The organism is Parabacteroides sp. CT06 (assembly GCF_002257605.1).
Taxonomy (GTDB): domain Bacteria; phylum Bacteroidota; class Bacteroidia; order Bacteroidales; family Tannerellaceae; genus Parabacteroides; species Parabacteroides distasonis.
The window spans coordinates 2,563,405-2,585,549 of sequence record NZ_CP022754.1; the positions used below are offsets into that span (position 1 = coordinate 2,563,405).

The 22,145-nt window shown below is 38.9% G+C and carries 22 protein-coding genes; 1 reads left to right on the forward strand and 21 read right to left on the reverse strand.

Annotated elements, in window-relative coordinates; all coding sequences use genetic code 11:
• Nucleotides 1-64: 64 nt before the first annotated feature.
• From rho to CI960_RS23425, 6 genes are all read right to left on the reverse strand, one after another.
• On the reverse strand, nt 65-2,047 hold the full coding sequence (rho, locus tag CI960_RS11195; RefSeq protein WP_005856306.1) for a transcription termination factor Rho: 1,983 nt from the start codon (nt 2,045-2,047) through the stop codon (nt 65-67).
• A 201-nt stretch (nt 2,048-2,248) separates the two neighbouring features.
• Nucleotides 2,249-3,565, reverse strand: coding sequence for a tRNA lysidine(34) synthetase TilS (gene tilS / locus CI960_RS11200; RefSeq protein WP_005856304.1), 1,317 nt, complete (start codon nt 3,563-3,565; stop codon nt 2,249-2,251).
• Nucleotides 3,566-3,638: 73 nt separating this feature from the next.
• The gene (locus CI960_RS11205; RefSeq protein ID WP_005856302.1) at nt 3,639-4,403 is read right to left on the reverse strand and encodes a zinc ribbon domain-containing protein; all 765 of its coding nucleotides are present in this window, start codon (nt 4,401-4,403) and stop codon (nt 3,639-3,641) included.
• Nucleotide 4,404: 1 nt separating this feature from the next.
• Nucleotides 4,405-5,502, reverse strand: coding sequence for a Nif3-like dinuclear metal center hexameric protein (locus CI960_RS11210; RefSeq protein ID WP_005856300.1), 1,098 nt, complete (start codon nt 5,500-5,502; stop codon nt 4,405-4,407).
• A gap of 111 nt (nt 5,503-5,613) precedes the next feature.
• Nucleotides 5,614-7,371: an aspartate--tRNA ligase gene (gene aspS, locus CI960_RS11215; RefSeq protein ID WP_005856298.1), complete on the reverse strand. Its 1,758-nt coding sequence runs from the start codon at nt 7,369-7,371 to the stop codon at nt 5,614-5,616.
• A 120-nt stretch (nt 7,372-7,491) separates the two neighbouring features.
• Nucleotides 7,492-7,665 (reverse strand): hypothetical protein, encoded by a 174-nt coding sequence (locus tag CI960_RS23425; RefSeq protein ID WP_005856296.1) that lies wholly within the window; start codon nt 7,663-7,665, stop codon nt 7,492-7,494.
• 104 nt (nt 7,666-7,769) lie between these two features.
• Here CI960_RS23425 and CI960_RS11220 point away from each other — a divergent pair, with 104 nt between their 5' ends.
• A complete protein-coding gene (locus tag CI960_RS11220; RefSeq protein WP_229033907.1) occupies nt 7,770-7,889 on the forward strand; it encodes a HepT-like ribonuclease domain-containing protein in 120 nt (39 codons plus the stop codon).
• Between the two features lie 44 nt (nt 7,890-7,933).
• Here CI960_RS11220 and CI960_RS11225 read toward each other — a convergent pair whose 3' ends face one another.
• The 15 genes from CI960_RS11225 to CI960_RS11300 all read right to left on the reverse strand — a co-directional run bounded on the left by CI960_RS11225 (nt 7,934) and on the right by CI960_RS11300 (nt 22,113).
• The gene (locus tag CI960_RS11225) at nt 7,934-8,746 is read right to left on the reverse strand and encodes a glycosyltransferase (RefSeq protein ID WP_005856293.1); all 813 of its coding nucleotides are present in this window, start codon (nt 8,744-8,746) and stop codon (nt 7,934-7,936) included.
• Between the two features lie 222 nt (nt 8,747-8,968).
• Nucleotides 8,969-9,766 (reverse strand): hypothetical protein, encoded by a 798-nt coding sequence (locus tag CI960_RS11230; protein WP_005856290.1) that lies wholly within the window; start codon nt 9,764-9,766, stop codon nt 8,969-8,971.
• A gap of 3 nt (nt 9,767-9,769) precedes the next feature.
• Entirely contained in the window at nt 9,770-10,339 is a 570-nt protein-coding gene (gene rfbC / locus CI960_RS11235; RefSeq protein ID WP_005856288.1) for a dTDP-4-dehydrorhamnose 3,5-epimerase, read from the reverse strand.
• A gap of 11 nt (nt 10,340-10,350) precedes the next feature.
• A complete protein-coding gene (locus CI960_RS11240) occupies nt 10,351-11,259 on the reverse strand; it encodes an NAD(P)-dependent oxidoreductase (protein ID WP_005856286.1) in 909 nt (302 codons plus the stop codon).
• A 7-nt stretch (nt 11,260-11,266) separates the two neighbouring features.
• Nucleotides 11,267-12,334 (reverse strand): CDP-glucose 4,6-dehydratase, encoded by a 1,068-nt coding sequence (gene rfbG, locus CI960_RS11245; protein ID WP_005856283.1) that lies wholly within the window; start codon nt 12,332-12,334, stop codon nt 11,267-11,269.
• Between the two features lie 15 nt (nt 12,335-12,349).
• A complete protein-coding gene (gene rfbF / locus CI960_RS11250) occupies nt 12,350-13,165 on the reverse strand; it encodes a glucose-1-phosphate cytidylyltransferase (RefSeq protein WP_005856281.1) in 816 nt (271 codons plus the stop codon).
• 48 nt (nt 13,166-13,213) lie between these two features.
• On the reverse strand, nt 13,214-14,044 hold the full coding sequence (locus CI960_RS11255) for a phosphorylcholine transferase LicD (RefSeq protein WP_005856279.1): 831 nt from the start codon (nt 14,042-14,044) through the stop codon (nt 13,214-13,216).
• A 9-nt stretch (nt 14,045-14,053) separates the two neighbouring features.
• Entirely contained in the window at nt 14,054-14,473 is a 420-nt protein-coding gene (locus CI960_RS11260) for an adenylyltransferase/cytidyltransferase family protein (RefSeq protein WP_005856277.1), read from the reverse strand.
• A gap of 9 nt (nt 14,474-14,482) precedes the next feature.
• Nucleotides 14,483-15,658, reverse strand: coding sequence for a glycosyltransferase (locus CI960_RS11265; protein ID WP_005856274.1), 1,176 nt, complete (start codon nt 15,656-15,658; stop codon nt 14,483-14,485).
• Complete coding sequence (locus tag CI960_RS11270) at nt 15,655-16,557, reverse strand: hypothetical protein (RefSeq protein WP_005856272.1); 903 nt, start codon at nt 16,555-16,557, stop codon at nt 15,655-15,657. The genes CI960_RS11265 and CI960_RS11270 overlap by 4 nt, the downstream gene beginning before the upstream one ends.
• Before the next feature lie 8 nt (nt 16,558-16,565).
• Nucleotides 16,566-17,627, reverse strand: a complete 1,062-nt coding sequence (locus tag CI960_RS11275) for a hypothetical protein (RefSeq protein WP_005856270.1) — start codon at nt 17,625-17,627, stop codon at nt 16,566-16,568.
• On the reverse strand, nt 17,624-18,739 hold the full coding sequence (locus CI960_RS11280) for a glycosyltransferase (RefSeq protein WP_036628693.1): 1,116 nt from the start codon (nt 18,737-18,739) through the stop codon (nt 17,624-17,626). Before CI960_RS11280 ends, CI960_RS11275 begins: the two co-directional genes overlap by 4 nt.
• A 147-nt stretch (nt 18,740-18,886) precedes the next feature.
• Nucleotides 18,887-20,416, reverse strand: a complete 1,530-nt coding sequence (locus CI960_RS11285) for a membrane protein (protein ID WP_008778277.1) — start codon at nt 20,414-20,416, stop codon at nt 18,887-18,889.
• 235 nt (nt 20,417-20,651) lie between these two features.
• Nucleotides 20,652-21,023 carry an acyltransferase family protein gene (locus tag CI960_RS11290; protein WP_005856250.1) on the reverse strand — a complete coding sequence of 124 codons (372 nt, stop codon included), beginning with the start codon at nt 21,021-21,023 and terminating at the stop codon, nt 20,652-20,654.
• Between the two features lie 328 nt (nt 21,024-21,351).
• Entirely contained in the window at nt 21,352-22,113 is a 762-nt protein-coding gene (locus CI960_RS11300; protein WP_005856246.1) for a DNA-binding domain-containing protein, read from the reverse strand.
• Nucleotides 22,114-22,145 lie beyond the last annotated feature (32 nt).

Below are 22,145 nucleotides of genomic sequence, written 5' to 3' on the forward strand. Positions count from 1 at the left end.
ACTTTTGGAGCTAAAACAATATTGCTTTGAACTCAAAAGTATAGTGTTTTTTTATGGGATATTATCAACCGTTCATGGATGCCAAGAATTCCATATTATCAACGGTTTGTTCCATCCGTTGCTTAACAAATTCCATAGCCTCCATAGAGTTCATGTCTGATAGATATTTGCGTAAGACCCACATACGGTTCAACGTGCTCTCATCCTGCAATAAATCATCACGGCGAGTGCTGGAAGCCGTGATATCCACAGCCGGATAGATACGTTTATTGGATAATTTACGATCCAATTGTAACTCCATATTACCCGTACCCTTGAATTCCTCGAAGATCACGTCGTCCATCTTAGAGCCAGTCTCCGTAAGGGCGGTGGCTAGAATCGTAAGGCTACCGCCATTCTCAATATTACGGGCGGCACCGAAGAAACGCTTCGGCTTCTGCAACGCATTTGCGTCCACACCACCGGAAAGCACCTTACCGGAAGCCGGTTGTACCGTATTATAAGCACGAGCCAAACGAGTGATCGAGTCCAGAAGAATCACGACATCATGACCACATTCTACCATTCGTTTCGCCTTGTTCAATACGATCTCAGCGATTTTCACGTGACGTTCAGCCGGTTCGTCGAATGTAGAAGCGATCACTTCCGCATCTACGCTACGAGCCATATCCGTAACCTCCTCCGGACGTTCGTCGATCAATAATATAATCATATAAACCTCGGGATGGTTGTAAGCGATAGCGTTCGCAATATCTTTCAACAACATCGTCTTACCGGTTTTCGGTTGAGCGACGATCAAACCACGTTGCCCTTTTCCGATCGGGGAGAATAAATCAACCACACGTACGGCGATATTATCGTATACTTTCGGTGATTTACGTGCCGTAAGCATGAATTTCTCATCCGGGAATAACGGGGTCAAATGATCGAAAGGAACCCGGTCGCGAACCTCTTCCGGCGTACGGCCATTGATCTTGTCCACTTTCACCAACGGGAAATACTTCTCACCTTCCTTCGGCGGACGAATCGAGCCTTCTACCACGTCACCCGTTTTCAAGCCAAATAACTTGATCTGGGATTGAGAGACATAAATATCGTCCGGTGAAGTCAAATAGTTATAATCTGAAGAACGAAGGAAACCGTAACCATCTTGCATCATCTCCAACACGCCGGTTCCAGTAAGGATGCCGTCAAACTCATACATTTTCTCTTGAGCCTGCTGGTTGTTATTAGCGTTATTGTTATTACGGTTGTTATTATGATTATTCTGTCGATTGTTCTGTCGAGGATTATTCTGCTGGGGAGCGGCCTCGGGTTGAGGTTTGTTAGCCTCGGGTTTCGGAGCGGAGAACGGGAAAATCTGATCCAATACGGATTTAGCGTCCGGATGGCGAAATACGATGCGCTTAGGCTCTTCTTCCGTCGCTTGTGGTGAAGTGGTTTCTTCCGCTACCTCTACCGGAGTCGTATTTTCCGGCAAAGCGGCTTCTTCTTCCGTTTCAAGTTCCGCCACAACAGGAGGCAACAACGGTTTCTCCACCGGGCTCTCTACTACCGCCGGAGTTTCCACGGCCGAGATTTCCGTTACCATAGAGATCGTTTGCGGCTCTTTCGAAACCACCACTTCCTTGTTATCCTCGGAAGGAGCGATAGCGCCCGCTACCTTTTCCTTTTTCTCGATACGGACTCTTTTCTTACGTTCAGGCTGCTCTTTTTGCTCTTTCTTGTCAGCCGGAGCAGCCACTGGCTTTTCCGAAGCCTGTTGGGCACTCTCTGCAGCTTCGGCAGTCTCAGCCTTCGCCACTTTAGGAGAAGCGGCTTTAGCCGGACGGCCTCTCTTACGGCCCTCTACAGGCTTCTTAGCCTCTTTCTCTTTCATCTTTTCAGCCTGAATGCCGGCATAGGAGATCGCTTGCTCATCAAGAATCCGATAAACCAACTCTTCTTTCTTTAAGCTGCTAACTTTTTTTATTCCCAACTCTTCCGCGATACTTTGAAGTTCGGGAAGAAGTTTTTCATTTAGTTCTAGAATGTTATATTTCTGCATATTGCGAAGTAATAATATAAATGGCACATACACACGGATCACATATGCAAACACGACGTACGCCCAATGGTATCATTGTATCTTTATTAAATTATAATTTTCATGTAATAACCGGATTGTTCAGCTAATTTGAACCATTAGTAACATATCTGCGGAGTAAATCTTCGCAAATGTAAGAATATTTTTACAATAAACGAGGATTTAGCCCAAAAAATTCACAATTAGCACACGCTTTGTTGATTCGTCTATACGAAAACGATTATCAGTCCTTTCTCCTACCACCCAAACGATAGCGTCGCCACTACAAAGAAGCCATGTGCGCTCCTTCTCAATCCGGCTAAATTTATGATCGGAGAAATAGTCACTCAACTTCTTACGTCCTTTCATTCCGAAGGGAATAAACCAATCGCCTTCTTTCCAAGTCCGCAATGTTAAAGGGAAATCGAGTTTATCATAATCCAAATAAGCGATCCGCTTATTCTTCTCGATAGGGAAATCTATAGTTATAACAAGTTTTTGGAAAGATAGTTCAATAGGTTCATGATTAATGCCCTTTTCTGGATCTAAAACGAAGGTTCGCTTTTCCTTCTTCTCTAAAGAAGTGATCCATAAATAATCCCGATCCTTCAGCAAACGATGGGTGGAAGAGTAAAACAGCTTACCAGGCTCCTTGGTCAAGGCAGCGAAAATATCGTCCGAGACCAGACGGGTAAAACCATATTCTTTTAATAACTCATACAAAATCGTCTCCGGAGCCGGAAACCGCATCAACGCCCCGATAGAAAGACGATCATCCGATACGACAACCTCTTTCCGGGCTTGTTCCAATACATATATATATATAGTCTCTGCGGCAGAAAGATGCTCGGCGGAACGTGCGATGGTATTCCGGGCCGATGGATTTATCTCCTCCAAAAGCGGCAACACATTCAAACGGATGAAATTACGGGTATAAGCATCCGATAAATTCGTGCTATCCACCATATAGGCGTAGCCTTGATCCGCCAGCCAAGCCAAGATATCCTCACGGCTTACGCACAGCAAAGGACGGACGATGAAACCATTCCTCGGACGGATCCCGCTCATCCCCCGGATTCCCGTGCCCCGTATCAAATTCATCAAGACCGTCTCCACATTATCGTCCCGGTGATGGGCGACGGCGGTCGCCTGCCCTCCCAGCCGCTCCCGCATCTCCTCAAACCAAGCATAGCGCAATTCACGGGCAGCCATCTCTATCGAGAGATGCCTCTCTCCGGCATAAGAGATCGTATCGAAATCTATCTTATGAAAGGGTACTTCCAAAGATTCTGCGAACTCACAGGCAAATGCCTCATCCCGATCCGACTCCTCCCCACGCAAATGAAAGTTACAATGAAGCGCTATACACGGATATCCCAAACGCACCAATACGCCCAACAAAGCCACAGAATCGGCACCACCGCTCAATCCGACCAAAACCGGACGATCCTCGGATAACAGCCGGTACTTCTCTATATATAAACGTATCGTATGTATCATAACATCTTTGTATTAAAAACAATAATGGCCCTAGCCGGTTTTAGCTAGAGCCATTACTTATAGATCTTTTGAATTAATCTTCTACACCTGCTAATTCCGGGTCGATCATAATACGACCACAGTATTCGCAAACAATAATTTTCTTACGCAACTTGATATCCAATTGCTTCTGAGGCGGGATCTTGTTAAAGCAACCACCGCAAGCGCCACGTTGCACATAAACAACAGCCAAACCGTTACGAGCACCTTTACGGATACGCTTGAAAGCGGTCAACAAACGAGGTTCGATAGTGGCTTCCAGCTTCTTCGCTTTCTCACGAAGTTTCTCCTCATCCTGCTTTGTCTCGGAAATGATCTGCTCCAACTCGCTCTTTTTCTGAACCAAGTCAGCCTTACGGCCTTCCAGCTTCTCAGTCAGTTCAGCGATATCTTTTTTCTTAGCGTCTACCGCCTCTCCGAACTCACGGATTTTCTTCTCTGAGAACTCAATTTCCAAACCTTGGAACTCGATCTCCTTGGACAGGTTATCAAACTCCCGGTTATTACGCACATTATCTAATTGTGCCTTATAGCGATCTATCAATGTGGTAGATTCCGTGATCTTATGCTTTTGCTCAACAACAGAAGCCTCAAACTCCTTGATCTCCGCCTGATAGTTCTGGAGACGTGTTTCCAGTCCTGCGATCTCGTCCTCCAAGTCTTGAACCTCCAGAGGAAGCTCACCACGAAGGGTCTTGATCTTATCAATTTCAGTCATCATCGTCTGAAGTTGATACAGCGTAGAAAGCTTTTCTTCAACCGTATATTCCTTTTCAGCTGATTGTTTATCTGTAGCCATTCTATAAATATTTTACTGGGTTTGAATTAACATTCGAAAAATGTACCGCAAAGGTAGGGAATTTTTTCGATATTATGTTATAAAATATGTCTTTTGTACAGATTTCCGATTCATAATGACCGATAACCGCCAGTAGAATCCGGTCCTCCACATCGTAAAAATCGTTGTACTTCGCCTCCCCCGTTATAAAGACATCGGCACCATACGCGATAGCGTCCTTGATCAAGAAAGCGCCGCTGCCTCCGCAGATAGCGACCTCTCGGATAGGCTTACCAGTAAATGGGGAATGCTTCACGCAACCGACGTTAAACAGGGCCTTGATCCGCAACAAGAAACTCAACTCATCTTCCTCGGCAGGCAACTCTCCCACTACACCGGAACCTGCCTGTTCCCATGTGTTTGATAACGAATAAAAATCAAAAGCCGGCTCCTCATACGGATGAACGGATAACAGGGCACGGGTCACCGCCGTCTTCTTGAATGCCGGAAGGATCATCTCGATACGCACCTCTTTCTCTACATGCAACTCGCCGATCTCACCACAAAACGGATTGCATCCCGCATTGGCACGGAATGTTCCCTCGCCATGTAAATTATAACTGCAAGCATCATAGTTCCCGATACTTCCCGCACCGGCATTGAACAAGGTATTCCGCATGATCTCGGCATAAGCCTCGGGGACAAACGTCACCAACTTCAGCAAAGCGCCTTTTTGGGGGCTCAAGATCCGTACATTTTGCAAGCCGATCAACTCTGCCAAACGGTAATTCACGCCTCCTACGGCATTATCAAGATTGGTATGGGCGGCATAAACCACCAAATCATACTTACACGCCTTCATCATGCAACGCTCGATATAATTGGAGCCAGTCAACGACTTAAACGACTTAAAGGCCAAAGGATGATGAGAGATGATCAGGTTGTATCCCATCTCGATCGCTTCATCAAGCACCTCCTCGGTAACATCTAGGCATAGCAACACACCCGTCGCATGCTGGTTCACGTCGCCAACTTGCACACCCGCATTGTCAAAACCTTCTTGAAGCGGCAGCGGGGCGTAATGCTCGATTTCTCTCAATATATCTTTAACCTTTACCATGCTAAATATCTTTTGATTTATGTTCGGGAGAAAAAGTAATTCCTTTCGGAAGAAAAGAAAATTCCATTCAGATGGAATAAGATTCCCATTCGAATGGAATTTCAGATTGGATTATTTCTTGATATCAACGATCAAATTCAGTTCGTCCAACTGGGCCGGATCCAAGACACCCGGAGCATCGAGCATAACATCTCGTCCAGAATTGTTCTTCGGGAAAGCGATACAGTCGCGGATAGAATCCAAACCGGCGAACAAAGACACGAAACGATCCAAGCCATAAGCCAAACCTCCATGAGGAGGCGCTCCGTACTTGAACGCATTCATCAAGAAACCGAATTGCTCTTGCGCTCTTTCTTCGGTGAATCCTAACAGCTTGAACATCTTATCCTGTAATTGGCTGTCGTGGATACGGATAGAACCACCACCCACTTCAACGCCATTGATAACCATATCATACGCATTCGCACGAACAGCGCCCGGATCCGTGTCCAACAACGGTATATCATCCGGATTCGGAGAGGTAAACGGATGGTGCATAGCGTAGAAACGTTGATCGTCCTCGTTCCATTCGAACAGCGGGAAGTCGATTACCCACAAGCAAACGAACTTATCCTTGTCACGAAGGCCTAATTGATTACCCATCTCTAAACGCAACTCGCAAAGTTGCTTACGAGTCTTCATCGCATCGTCGCCGGAAAGGATCAAAATCAAATCACCCGGCTTAGCGCCGAACGCATTCTTCATTTCTTGAAGAACCTCTTGGCTATAGAATTTATCTACGCTTGATTTCACGTTACCATCCGCTTCCACACGGGCGTAAACCAAACCTTTAGCACCTACCTGCGGACGTTTCACGAATTCAGTCAGCGCATCCAGTTGTTTACGGGTATAGCTTGCAGCACCTTCCGCACAGATACCCCCTATGTAAGCAGCGTTATCGAATACGGAGAAACCATGGCCTTTCATGATGTCCATCAACTCGACGAACTTCATGCCGAAACGCAAATCCGGTTTATCGCTACCATATTGTTTCATAGCATCTTGCCAAGTCATACGCATAAACGACTCCTTGAACTCGACACCACGGATTACCTTAAACAAATGTTTCGCCATGCCCTCGAACATATTCAAGACATCCTCTTGCTCCACGAAGCTCATCTCACAGTCGATCTGCGTGAACTCCGGCTGGCGATCCGCACGCAAATCCTCGTCACGGAAACATTTTACGATCTGGAAATAACGGTCGAAACCGGAAACCATCAACAATTGCTTCAAGGTCTGTGGAGACTGAGGCAAAGCGTAGAACTGTCCCGGGTTCATACGGGAAGGAACCACGAAGTCACGGGCACCCTCCGGGGTAGAATTTACAAGAACCGGAGTCTCTACCTCCAAGAAACCTTGCTCATCCAAATAGCGGCGAACCTCGAACGCCATTCTATGACGAAGTTCCAGATTCTTACGAACGCAAGCACGACGCAAGTCCAGATAACGATATTTCATACGCAAGTCATCACCGCCATCTGTCTCCTCCTCGATCGTGAACGGAGGGGTAAGCGCAGTGTTCAGGACATTTAATTCAGAAACGATCAACTCAATATCACCTGTCGGGATATGCGCATTCTTGCTGGAACGCTCACGAACCGTACCCGTAACCTGAATCACGAATTCACGGCCCAGTTTATTCGCCTTTTCGCAAAGAGCTGCATCAACCTCCTGATTAAATACCAACTGAGTAATACCATAACGGTCGCGGATATCGACAAATGTCATTCCTCCCATTTTGCGGGTTTTCTGCACCCAACCGGCCAGTGTAACCACCAGACCTTCATCCGCAAGGCGCAAGTCGCCACAAGTTCTTGTTCTATACATCTTTATTATTTAATTTGCTAGATTTACCAATCTTTATACCTCGGTTTATTACAAACCGCAACCACAAAGATAATACTATAAATCTTAATAATTATTCTTTTAAGCAAATTAAAATACGTTTTACCCTCTGCTACCCAAGCTGTCCGTATCGGGATTAATCTCTTTCACAGCCTCCTTTACATCCTTGGCCGTTATTTTCTTCTCATTTTTAACAGCGATTTGCTCTACAGGATACTTTTCCTCCATCTCCTCCAATTTAGAGTCTACGGATGTTTTTGAATCATTTGTTCTCATATTCTCTATTTTATTAACGTAATAATGGCTATTAAACAAGCAAGTACTGCCAATGGTTTATAGCGATAGCGACATTGTCCGTGAACATGGAAGGAGTTATGGGAATGCGAGACATTATAGCACATCATTATTTCGATATAGACGCTGTTATAGTGTTTGATGTGATGAAAAATAATCTGCCAGCCATAAAAATGACTATTGATAAAATGTTATTTGATATTTGAGACACCTTCCGTGAGCGATACTGTGGATGAGGACAAAAAGCTATTTACCCCCGGATGAGCCTCTTATAGAGCAACGAACGCAAGCCATTAGGGAGAAGACGGGTCACTAAGCGAATACAGACATTCTTTAGCAAGGAGAAAAAGCCGATAAAACCCATCTTGTAAAACAGCGCCTGCAACCTCACTTCCGTTACGGCATACCGCCATCCTCCCCGCCGCCGAAACATATCCGGCGAGAAGCGGAAAAAGAGCAGGCTCTCTTGTATATTATAGAACCGGGCACCATTCATCAGCATCCGTACCCACAGATAATAATCCTCGAACAAAGGAAAATGCTTATATCCTCCAGCCTTTAGCACGGCCGACTTCCGAAACATCACCACCGGATGGTTCACCGGACACCTTCCCTTGGCAAACCTCAAGATATTTTCATGCTGCTCCGGCACTTTCCGCATGGAAAGTACATTTGATACCTCCCCTTCAAACTCATCGATCCAAGCCCCCACTACATCAATTTCCGGATGTTCCAAAAATATCGCCAATTGCTTCTCAAAACGATCCGGCTTAGCGATATCATCCGTGTCCATACGAGCCACAAGGTCATACGAACAATGCTTCAGCCCCTCGTTAAGAGCCTTGCCGAGACCTCGGTTGGTGGGCAAAGAAATCACTTTTAACTCAGGATGCTGGCTTGTGAATTCTTTTATGACCGCATACAGCTCATCCGTCAAAGGACCATCTTCCACCAAGACAACTTCTATAGGCAATAGCGTTTGCGTGAAGATACTGGTCAGACTTTGACGTAAAAATAGTGGGCTCTCTTTATGATATAAAGAAAGTAATACGGAAAATAACATAGACTTTCAGGAAAAGTATTATATAAGAAAAATTTCTATATGTACATATAAGATGTATCCGGAACACTTGAAGATTGACTCTTTACAGAGTCTGTACGTAAAGAACTGTCTCAAATCTATCTTTCTCATTCTCATGATCCTAATCTGCCTCATAAAAAAAACAACTCTCTGATTTACAGAATTAAAAAACATAAACATTCTTCATAACCACATTACACCAGCTCATCTCTTCGTTGCAAATTTCATACCCACTCTACTTAAGACATTTTTTAGCGCTCTCCGTTGCTTAGGTGATATTTTCCACTGAAGCCAATTAGTCATATCAATCTTTATCTGTTGAGAGAGAGGAACAATGCCTCTACCAGAATCTATATACAAGCTCAATCTACTCAAATTTTCAACAGCATGCCTAATCCATTTACCTTTATATACTCCATGTATATATGGCAAGATATATTCTGAAACTGCCACCACATCTTTATAATCCTCTGATGGAGCAACAGCGGCTTGTTCATTTATTGAGTTTTCAATATCCCATGCACTAAGAGAGCCATCGCCTAACAGCTCAACAAAAAGATCCTTTCGAAATATTCCAAATTGAAGATTGATAGCATAGGGGATTTGCTTATTGACACTACGCAATAAAGGAAAAGATTTAATTTTAGATCCTTTAGGAGTAGGGCCTAAATTACAATACCTTATCTCGTGGCTATCCATATAGTCAAGTAACCGCTCTATTAATGAATTGTCAACATTGTCACTCAAGATAATGTCATCACACATCAACATTACATACTTCGATTTTATAACTGGCAAAGCCGCTATAGTACGCTCAACCCAAGTATCATTTTGCTTATTATTGCATATACAAGTAATACCTTCATACGATTTGGTATTGGTGGTTAGAATAAACTCATAGGGACAATCACTCCAATATCTCCGATACCCTTTTAAAAATACGGCAAGCACATCAGAATACGAATCAGGAGAACTAACATAAATAGAAAGTCGCTTATCCATCAGCTATTGTACTTTTTCTATATATTCCTTCAAACTCATCAAGTTTTTATCCTTGTCAGAAATGATCAATTTCTCAATACCGCCAATCTTATCGAAAGGCCACTCTATAGCCATATCCGGATCATTATACATTATGCCGGCATCACCTTCACCATAAAACACCTCACCACATTTATAGCTAACGACAGAATCCTCCAGCACCAAATAGCCGTGGCCAAAATACTGAGGTATGTATAGAGCCTTCTGATTCTCTCCGGTCAGATCAAAACCTTGCCATTTACCAAATGTTGGCGAATCAGGGCGAAGATCTATGATTACGTCATACACATGGCCACTTATACAACGAACAAGCTTGGCTTGCTGTTTAACAAGCTGGAAGTGCATCGCACGAATTACACCCTTTTTACTAATGGTATAGAACACCTCTTTAAGTTCATGATCTATACCATTTTGCTTAAATGCATCAATATTGTAATCCTTTATAAAGCCACCACGTTCGTCTGTGGCATAGAAGGGAGTTATCTCATATGCCCCCTTCATATCAAGTCCCTTGAATTCAAATTTCTGTATCATGACTAATTCCGCTATAACATCAAAGAGTTTTTAAGCCAATTAATAGTTTTATTAATGCCTTTATCAAAGTCTATAGACGCATATTCTCCAATAGTACTAACCAAGTTACTATTGTCAAACATATCCATTGTATACTTTACACCATCATCTTCACGGACTCCTATCCCTACCTTATCTGCGCAACCAACTAGTTCTCCTATACGAATAAGATAATCTTTCAAGACTTTAGGATTGCCAGAGCCTATATAATAGAATGGCTTATTAGTTTCCTTAAAGCCTAGACGATATACAGCTTCTATAAGATCATCCACATAAATAAAATCATATGGTTGTAAAGCAGGACCAAATGCTGCTTCTTTACCAGCCATCAACTCACCTAACGTATAACTAACCAAATTGCCCGTTTTATTACCTACACCGTATATATTTGAGAACTGCATCCACACAAACTGTTGAGCGATATTCTTGCAATAATCTTCCAAAATTATTCTGCAAGCATGCTTAGCCACACCATACATCATTCCACCAGTCGTTTTTTTCAGATGCGACAAACTAAATGCTACATTCTCCGCTACAGTACCCGCACAAAGAAATTTTTTCACATTTAGCCTCTTGCAAATATTAGCGCAATCTACTGCCATCTGAATATTTGATAATTGAACCGTAGGATCTGCTTTATCAGCCCCATTTACACCTTTCCACGCAAAATGATAGAAAGAGTCATATTCAATTACTGGCAGTCTTTCGACTAGAGATGTATTCACCCCTGATTCTATCCTCGTAATAAGATTTGAATCAGGCAAACGATTGCCATGAAAGGTAATATCAACAGCAACAACCCTAGTACCTTTTTCTATCAATTTCTTTATAAGTGAACTACCTATAAAACCATTGCCCCCTGTGACGATTACGTTCTTCATATTATCGTTATACGTTTAAAAATTCATTTATCTGTTTATCCATACAAACACGAACATCCCCACCTGCTAGCCAAACCTTACTCCATTCAACAATCTTTTCCATTGCCTCATCCAGATTCCATCGAGGGCTCCATCCAAAAGTCTTTTTCAATTTAGAGCAATCAAGCTTCAAGAAATTAGCCTCGTGAGGACCACCGTCATACTTGTTCACCCACCTCATACCTTCGCCCCACTTGTTCACAAATAGCTCAACAAGAGCGCCTGTTTGAAAACAATCCACATCATCGGGACCTACATTATAATAATCCGCAAAACCGATATCCTCATATTGCTTCATCGCTATCAGCAGGTAAGCATACAAAGGTTCTAGAACATGTTGATAAGGACGGGTAGAGTATGGATTACGCACAACAATATCCTCATGTTTTACAGCCGCACGGATACAATCAGGTACTATTCTATCATTGGCGAAATCTCCACCACCTATCACATTACCCGCTCTAGCAGTAGAAATAGGAATAATAGGCAGACCATCAATATTTGTGAAGAAAGAACGCTTGTAGCTATGAGTCACCAGCTCCGAACAGGATTTGGAATTTGAATAAGGATCATACCCATCCAATTCCTCATTCTCCCTATAGCCCCAACTCCACTCCCTATTCAAATACACTTTATCCGTAGTGACATTCAAGAAAGACTTCACACAACAATTATTGCGAACACACTCAAGAATATTCACGGTACCCATCACGTTTGTCTCGTAGGTATAGGCAGGATCTTTATAAGAATCTCTAACAATGGGCTGAGCGGCAAGATGCAGTACAATTTCTGGTTGAGACTCATCAAAAGCCTTCTTTAGAGAGGTATAATCTCGTATATCGCCAATCACGGAATGTATGTCATCTTCAATATTGGCAATTCGAAATAGCGATGGTTCTGTTGGGGCTTTCAGTGAATATCCTGTAACGATCGCTCCGGCATTAGCGAGCATCCTACACATCCAAGAGCCCTTAAAGCCGGTATGGCCTGTAAGGAAAATCCTCTTGCCTTTATAAAAATCCAATATATTTCCCATTCGTATGATAACTTATTATTTTGCGTAATCTGGTATTTCCGGAACAGAGCGCTCCCAACGCTTCCAAGGAGCTTTATCCTCGGCAAGCAGTTTTTCAAGCATAGATTTCTCACGTATATTATCCATGCACTGCCAAAAACCAGTATGGATGTAAGACATCAACTGACCCTCTTGCGCCAACTTGACTAGTGCGGTCTTTTCGAAGACACAAGAGTCACCCCCTTCCAGCATATCAAAAACCTCGGGTTCCAACACCATGTAGCCGGCATTAATAGGAGCGCCATCAGAGGCGTTCTTTTCCCGAAAAGCCCTTACGGCTTGATCTTTAGTAATATCTAAGACTCCTTTATCTTGTGCTATCTTGACGGCCGTAAGGGTCGCAAGCTTGCCATGGCTCTTATGAAACTCCACCAATTTATCAATTTCTACATCACAAACACCATCGCCGTATGTCATCAAGAAAGTCTCATTCTCTATATATCTCTGGATACGCTTAATACGACCTCCAGTCATAGTGTTGTAGCCCGTATCAACGACTGTGACTTTCCAAGGCTCCATATTAGTTTGATGAACGGTCATTTCGTTGTTGCCACCACGATAGTCGAAAGTCACATCAGAGTTATGAAGGAAATAGTTGGCGAACCACTCCTTAATATATTCCTGTTTATAACCGGCGCAAATGATAAACTCGGTATAACCATAATAGGCATACTCTTTCATAATGTGCCACAAGATTGGCATACCACCAATCTCAATCATTGGCTTCGGCTTGAACTGAGATTCCTCAGATATACGAGAACCGAAACCTCCTGCAAGAAGTACTACTTTCATGATAAAGAAAAGATTTTTCAGTTAAGTAATCAGCTAAAGCTAAGATAATTAAGAATTAAACTTGTCTTTATAAATTGTATAATCATTATGTATATCAACAAAAACTGCATGAATAGGATATTCTGTAAAAATATCAGAATTAGGGATTTTCATAAAATCGCTACCATACCTAAGAGAAAGATATTTTTCTGCTTCAAAAGGAATAGGTAAAAGGAGATTCTCAAAATTCACATAGCGCTGAATTCCTAACCATTTACGAGGAAAACTCGTTTTGGGAAACGGAGCCTTTCCAAAAAAATGGCCAACAAGTAACGTATTTTTAGTTGAAAAGTGATTCAATATTTTGAATAAAAAGTTTTTTGCTGTAGTACCTACAACAAAATGACAAGAATTAATAAATACTTTCTTGAAAAAGCTATCAGAATCGTAATCTACCAAATAAAGAGATGTAGCTTTTAAAATTTGAGCGGATAAATATTGAATATAACGAACAAACTTATTAGGTGATACATTATACAAACACATTATATCAATATAAATACCTTGATGCATTTTATTATATCCTTTTTCAATACAAGTTGTTCCATTCATTCTTAACTTAGAAAAAAACAAAGGCCACTCAGTAGAATTTTCTCTTTGAAGATGAAATTTTTCTGTATCAAGATGTATAGAAGCATAATGAAGGAACTTATGATAATTATTAAAAGTCATAAAAACGTCAAAATCATCATCCCATGGAATAAAGCCATGATGCCTAACAGCACCTAAAGCACTTCCACCCATTAAATAATATTCTATATCATATTTCTTACAAAACTCATCAAAATAAAACGCTATTTCTAATATTTTATATTGAAAATCTTTAATATCAACATTCATAGTAGTAATTTAAACTAGTTTATCACGCAATATAGTAGAAGAAATACCTTTAGTATAAGGAAAATAAACAACTTTAGCTCCATTCTTATTCAACTCAGCTTCTACTTCCTGAAACAAAGAATTACCTTTCCAGTCATCACCAACAAACATCACATCGAAATGCAAACGATGATAAGCAGACATTTTATCTCGATTAACTTGAGGAACTACTTTATCTACATATTTGCAAGCCTCAACAATTGCCTTACGATTATCATAAGAGATTATAGGACTTTTATGCTTATACTCTCTTACCAATTCATCGGTACTAACACCAACAATTAAAAAATCACACAATTCCTTAGCTCGTTTTAGTATGTTTAAATGACCAATATGAAACATATCAAACACTCCAGAAGTGTATCCAATAATAAAATTTTCGTGACACATAATTATATATTATTTCAACAAACTATTATACAAATCCACCCACCTTAGCATAACATTTTTTACAGTAAAATAATGGAGACAATTAAAAGCATTCTCTGAAAGTTTACAACGCAATTTTTCATTAGTAATTAAGTCATAAATCGAGCGAGAATATTCAGATATGTCCAAAGACTTAATAACTTTTGAATTAACATCATTAATTAAGAAACCTCGAATAGCCATACAATCATCAAAAGCAATAGGGACTACTTTCATCTGCATAGCTTCAAGCAGACTTAGTGGAGCACCTTCTAATAAAGAGGTAAACATTAGTATTGACGAACGTTCAAAATATTTCTTTGAATCATCACGCCCAACCAATTTCACATTTACAATATCATTTTTATTTATAAAGTCTTTATAAACAGATTCCCACTCTCCATAACCAACTATAGTTAAACACCAATCTCTCACGTCATAAGTAGATAAAAAATGTTTCCAAATTTTTAATGCTAGTAATATACGCTTAGATATTTCATCAAATCGAGCCACAATTAGCAATTCATTTGTTTTAGAATAGTTACGCTCAACATAATCAAATGAGAGAAAATTGGGAATTGAGACCATCTTAGAAGAATCCTTCAAATTAGCAATAGATCTATAAATGGGTATATAAGCATCAGATAGGAGAACTAAAGCATCTGAGTATTTATAGATAGATTTATACTTCCTTTTGGTAGTATATTTAACTAGAAAACGAGTAATAGGGTAGAAGAATAACAATAAAAGATAAATAAGCCACTTAAAAGAAATCCGCCTATTAAGAACTTGAAACAAAAGAGATTGCTTATTATATCTAATATTCTCTGTTCCTGGAAGATTATGCAAAACTGATATAATTTTCACTTTTAATCCCGCAACAGCTTGACCAAGGAATTTCATATTAACAGCTCTTGATGCCTGATTATGAATAATAGAAATCTCATTATCAATAAGAAAAGAACGGAAACCATCTAAATCATTATAATCAATTTTAAATTTCGCATCAAAGACTAATTGAGAGGAACTATATTCAGAATCTTTAAAATAAGCTATAAAACAATGAATTCCAACACTAGACAAATATTTGGCAGACAACAAAGTGACTTTTTGATTGCCACTACCTGATTCAGAAGGATCTAATAAACTAATAAACAAGATATTCATGATCTATACTTATCAAATAATTTACGATATATTTTCTGAAAAGGAATATAGTGATTCTTATAACCATCTATAACACATATGCTTTTATAAAAATTTATCGTGTGCAAACCATCCGAGTAATATGACGAGGAATCAGGATAAAGGGATATTACTTTTGTTTCATTATAGGACTTATCTGAAATATCCTCAACTTTATACAGAATAATACCTTTACCATACCCTTGTAAACAATCCTGAGCTGGTCTGTATACAGTATTATTTACGTACATGAAATCACCAGCCATTCTGCTCCCAAACAAATTAGATTTTATTAATATTGGAGACAAATCGTATCCATATAATCTATTATTTGAAGTCCACATATACAAATCCTTATTATATGCATTTCTTGAAGTTGCAAAAAGATAAAAGGCTCCATTATAAGGCAAGATTGTAGCATCCGCAACTGCAACAGGAAGCATAGTACTGAAATGTTCACAAGAATGTAACAAAGTATTATACTTATAAACATTAAGTTCTGTAGAATACGAATTTTCAGGAACAATATAAACCTCATCAAGAGTATCACCTCTAATAATCAAGGGATAAGAGTTATGTATATTATCATCTATCAACGTATATTTTTCAATTATTTCACCTGTACATTTATCGACAGACAAATGACATATTGTTGCTACATTTTTACTACCTAACAAGATATCTTCTACAAGCAAATCAATAGTGCAGTCAGATACATTTAAAATGAATGGATCTGCATAACAATGAAATTTAGAGTCTCTCCTTAACCAAGTGATATTAGACAAATCAATATTATCACTGACTAAATCTTCTGGAATAGCATTAAAAAATCCCACATTCCATTCTTTATAAGATATTTTTTTCTTTAAATCAAAAAACATATAAATAATTAATTGGTTTTACCACAAGAATACTTACCCGACATTACTATCCAAAAAAACAGACCTCCCCAAAGATATGTATTAATAATAGCACTTTCGGACAAACTCAAAAATAAATATTGAAGCATTACAGGAATGAGAATCAAATTATAATCAAACTTAGAAACAGCCTTACAATATAGATTATACAAATATGCTAAAGAAAAAATTCCAGAAGACAGCAGCAATGATATATACGCAACATCTATTATAATAGACTCATCAATATTAGTTGCACCAATCAACAAATTATTCGGAGTTAATTCGCCAAATACGAGCAAAGAATACCTTAATCTACCAGAACTAATTTCATGAATAAAAGAATACTCTGATTCATTAAACAAAACAACAATAAAAAAGAATAGTATCACAAATGGATAAGACAACAATATATATTTATTAAAGAAACATTTTTTTAAATTTGTTTTTTGAACAAAAGATAAAACAAGCAGAATACAGCCAGAGAACAGAACCGTACGAGAATAAAATGATTCATATATAACAAAGACTATAAAAGCGACAAGAAATGTATTAATTTCTTTCTTTAAAACCACAAGAAAAATAACCAAGAAAAACAAATACAATGAAAACAGGTTAGGATTTCCATATCCCATATCACTAACAACGCCTCCAGACTTATAGAAAAAATCAGAATATTCTTCATGCAACACTCCTAAAATCAATAAACCGTAATTTATAATTAAGAATAATACAGTTAGACAAAAAGAATATTTAGCCATTTTATCAATATAAAGATTCCTAGATATTGATACCAGCAATGACACAAACAACATTTTAGATGCTTCCACACGAAACAATGAAAGTATAAAAAATAGAACTATCCAATAAATATTATCATCTATCTTTGTAAAAAGCAACGAAATAAAAGAAATACCAATAATAAGTATAGATAAATTAGCTGTAGCAAAGTCTGATATATTTAGTGTCATTTTAAGATTAACAAGAAATATTATAATAAAGAACAATATCTCTAAAATTCTATTCTTCTTAATAACAAATGAGCCAGTCATAAAATACTATATATTTCATTCATTGTTTTTTCAACATCAAACATCAAAGAACGTTTTGCTGCTTTATTTTGATAGACAAAGACCTTATTATAATCATTGACAAATAATTTAATTGCATTATACAGAGATTCATCATCATTGTCTGCCAAAACCCCATACTCGGAATTTGACCCTAAAAGCTCTACTGGACCAACTGTTTTTGTAGACACAATTGCTTTTCCCAGACATAATGCTTCCGCCACAACTAAAGAAAATCCCTCTGCCAAAGAACAACTCACAAATAAATCCGCACACTTTATATAGACATAAGGATTAGGCTTATAACCTAAAAGGTGTACATTATCATCCAAATGTAAATCATGGATCATTTTACTAAGATCTGACTCCAAACAACCTGCACCAACAATCCAAAAATCTATATCATATCCATTATCTACAAAAATTCTAGCAACTCTTATAATACTATCAAATTGTTTTTGTCTAACCAATCTTCCTACTAGACAAACCGTAAATTTCCTTTTCTCAACTTTAAACTCATTTGCGCGCAAGACAATTGTCTTACAATCTATCAAATTATATATTACTTTTGTGGATGTAGTCACATTAAAAAGTTGTTGAAATTTATTTTTCGCATCATTAGACACAAAGATCACATCATCCATTAATTCATAACATTTCTTCTCATGCTTATTACTTTTGAAATACCTTTTTGTCCAATGGAAATTAAACAGATCTACGTGCACCCAAGATAAATGCCTAATTCCTTGCTTCAATATAAAGCTATGATACACCAAACTCCGTCCTTCTAAAAAAGATATTATCGTATCATACTTTTCACCTTTCATCTTATCAATTATTATCTGTCTTCTAAAAAATAATATATAAAAATAATATAAACCAAAATAGGACATTATTTTTCCTATCATTCTTTCTAATAAGGGTCTATTAATATTATAGAATAATATTATTTTTCTCACTTCTAAAGGCACTAGATTTGCATAATTTCCAAAATCATGTTCTAACAAAAGATCTATATCATATTTACTATAATCAAAATTATTAAGCATATCCACCAATAATTTTTCCGCTCCACCATCATAAAGGCTTTGCATCACGAACAGAATTCTTTTTTTATTGCCACAAGTCATATATAAATAATTTAAATTCAAATTACATCAAATATATTCTAGTTACTTAACATGATTCAATAACCCTACATTGCTTATATACTATTTTTACTCTATTAATAACAAAAACAACTATTTAACAACAAATCGTTTTAGAGCCGCATGCAATATCATACGCTCACTTGATTGCAACAAACTATAAATAACACTAAAGCCAATAAATACGGAAAGCGAAAAAACTATCAAGAAACGAAAAACTGAATCATTAGGTTCGATTAACATCAATATAGAACCGACTAACACCAATGAGAATGTAAAAATTAATATAGGCCTAACAACATCTCGAAAGTATTTTCTCATATTCAACTGTATTTGCCTATGAATATCACACAAACTATAAAACCAATATCCTACATTTGCTAAAACCGCAACAATAAATGGGACAAGCGGATTAGCATTCAATCTTAACAAAAGATAGCTTATAGGTAATATCGCCAACGTGAACATTCTACCATATACTTGACTGTTTTTTATATGTCCAGTTGCATTTGCCGCCATCCATAGAGGTGGTATAAATACTCCTATCAAGGATTCACACAGAACAAGACGAGTGAATGATATAGTATGGCTTGGAACCTCACCTAACCAAACCTCCAGTATAAACTCTATCTCAACCATTACAGGTATAGCTATCAAGGCCGCTAAGAAATAAGCATATTTAGAGCTTTTCTCAATTAGTGTCACCATGTATTCACAATCACCGGAAGCATATGATTTAATTATTTGAGGTTTAACCGCTGTCATCATATTCTCAGTAAAACGTGTAACAACTGCGCTTACTTGCACAGAAACCGCTCGTGCCGCATTTACAGCGGGACCAAAGAATATATTTAAAAGGATATTTGTTCCTTGTACACCTGCAGACCAAGCGAAACAGCCAAATAAATTTTGACCTATAAACTTTGACATCTCTGCGACCAAACTATAATTCCAATAAAACCTAAATTTACATTCGGTAAATGACCTTACACTATATATCGCATAAATTAGCCAGACGAAGACAGAAACTATAGCCATAAGCAAACCATACAATATCAACGAATCGATTGTTCCAAAAGCTTCAAGCAAATAGACTATGAATAATCGAGCACAAGCCTCAAAAAGACCAAGATAGGCATATATATTCATTCGCTCATGCGCAACTATAGCCCCCATTAATGGGACTTGATTAATAGCGGAAAGTATGGAGATCAATGAAAAATGATATACCCAAACGGCAGCACCTAACCTCTCTGGAGGTATCACTAACTTATTGTATACAAACCAAAGTCCCAATGTTTCACCAAACAGCAATAATAATACGGACAACAGCCACATGAGGGTTAGGCTCTGTCTAAAAGCACATCCTGTCTCCATTAAGTCTTGTTTTCCCAAACCTATATTCATATATCGTTGGGTAACATTAGATAAACTAGAAATAAAAAAGCTCATGATGGAAACTACCCCTCCCACCACATTATAAATGCCGAAATCCTCTACACCCAAAACCCTCAACACGACCCGACTGGTGTACAGCGTCACCCCCATAATCAGAAGCATGCGCATGTAGAGGAACAACGTGTTCTTAGCTATTCGCTTATTGTTTTCGGAATTTGCAGACATAAAATCGTAATCGAACAATCCAAAGCACACACTTTATTAAGACACACCAGACAATGCAGAGAATAATATTTCATGACTTAAGAGCAATTAAAGCACATATTTTTTATGTATTTTACAATAAAATGCAATATACAACCCAATAATACACTAGAAATCACATACACTACAAAAGCAAAAAAAGGATTATCTATAATACGCATTAAGGAATAACGTCCTTCACTAACAAGCTCAAACATCAAATATATCTCAAAACTAATAAAAAACAAAAATGAAACATATTTATTAGGAACAGATTTTTTACATTGAAATGATAATCATCCACAAAATAAAGGAATGCAAACATTAAAATCAGAAATGGATAATATGTAACTGAAAGTTTAAAAAATCTTTGTTTCAGAAAAGACATATCATATTCCATCCGGCTATTATTATTCCATACAATACCAAATAGCATACCAGACATTGCGATAAACAATGTTACAAAGACACCTCCGAAATAATGTCCTAAAAATGAAATTGAATTATAATTATGACAAAAATGGCATAGCAATATACCGGTAATAGCAAGAGCCCTTAAATAGTCGAAGGCAACAATACGTTCTCTCATCTCTCTATTAATAAATCATTTAAATATTATGCAAACTCAATACAAGGCGTACACTCTAGGGGAGGCTCTTTGCAGTACCCTAAACCTAGTCATATTAACAATCAATTTTGATTTTAACATTATCTGTGTCCAATGTAATGTTATTAGGAACTTTATTCACATAATTCCTACACCCATTATCAGATCACACCGTGATCTCACCAATGTACAAGCTATTTCCAAAGCATACTCAACCGAGAAATCTTTGTTACCTTATCAGGTAAAGGAGGTTTACCAGTACAGGTAATAGTGATTTACCTGTACTGGTAATAGCGATTTACCAAATATGTCAGATCTCATCCGGGCTCTCGCTATCGCCACCGCCATCAGCAGGCTTTCCGCCCACCCAAATTTGCGTACTTACGCTACGAGGCGTTTTCAGTATGTGACCCGCACTACCATACTGCGTCGTCACAGTCAGCGTGTACTCACCTTCCGCCAAATCAGCCGGCAGGAGCAACGTGAGCGAAGAAGGGTTGTTGATGGTGATCTGGTCGTCCGTCAGTTTCGTGGTGGCACCTTTGGAGTCGGTCAGCGTAACACCTACCGACTCGTGGTCGCCAACCACTTTCAACATCGCCCCACGGACGAAGAAGTTGTGACCCGCAGTGGCGCTGCCGTCTTTCAAGCCCGTCTTACGATCCTCGGTCTCCAGGATGTACATGATGTTAGACTTCTCGCCGAGGATCTCCACCACGGTCTTGGCGATCGCCTCGCGCAGAGCCTTGTCTTGCGTGAAAGAGACGTAGATGGAATTATTCTCCTTGTTCCAAGCGCCGCCCTCAACCACGCCTTTCAACTGGGGGACGGCACGGAACAGACCCGTGTTCACGCTATAGCCGTTTAAGATCAAGTCCATTACTATCCGATGGTAGAGGGTCACAGAGTGACGCATCGTCTCCGGGCGTAGACCGGTGTCTTGCTTGTACATCTCCTCCAACACGTCATCCAAAGTTAAACTTCCGGCCGAGGCCAGTAACAAGATCTTGTCCGTCTTGTTGTCGGTGGTCACCGCATTATCGATGAGCCAGCCTTTCAATACTTTCTTCATGGTATTTTGATTTATAGGAAGGACGGAATTGC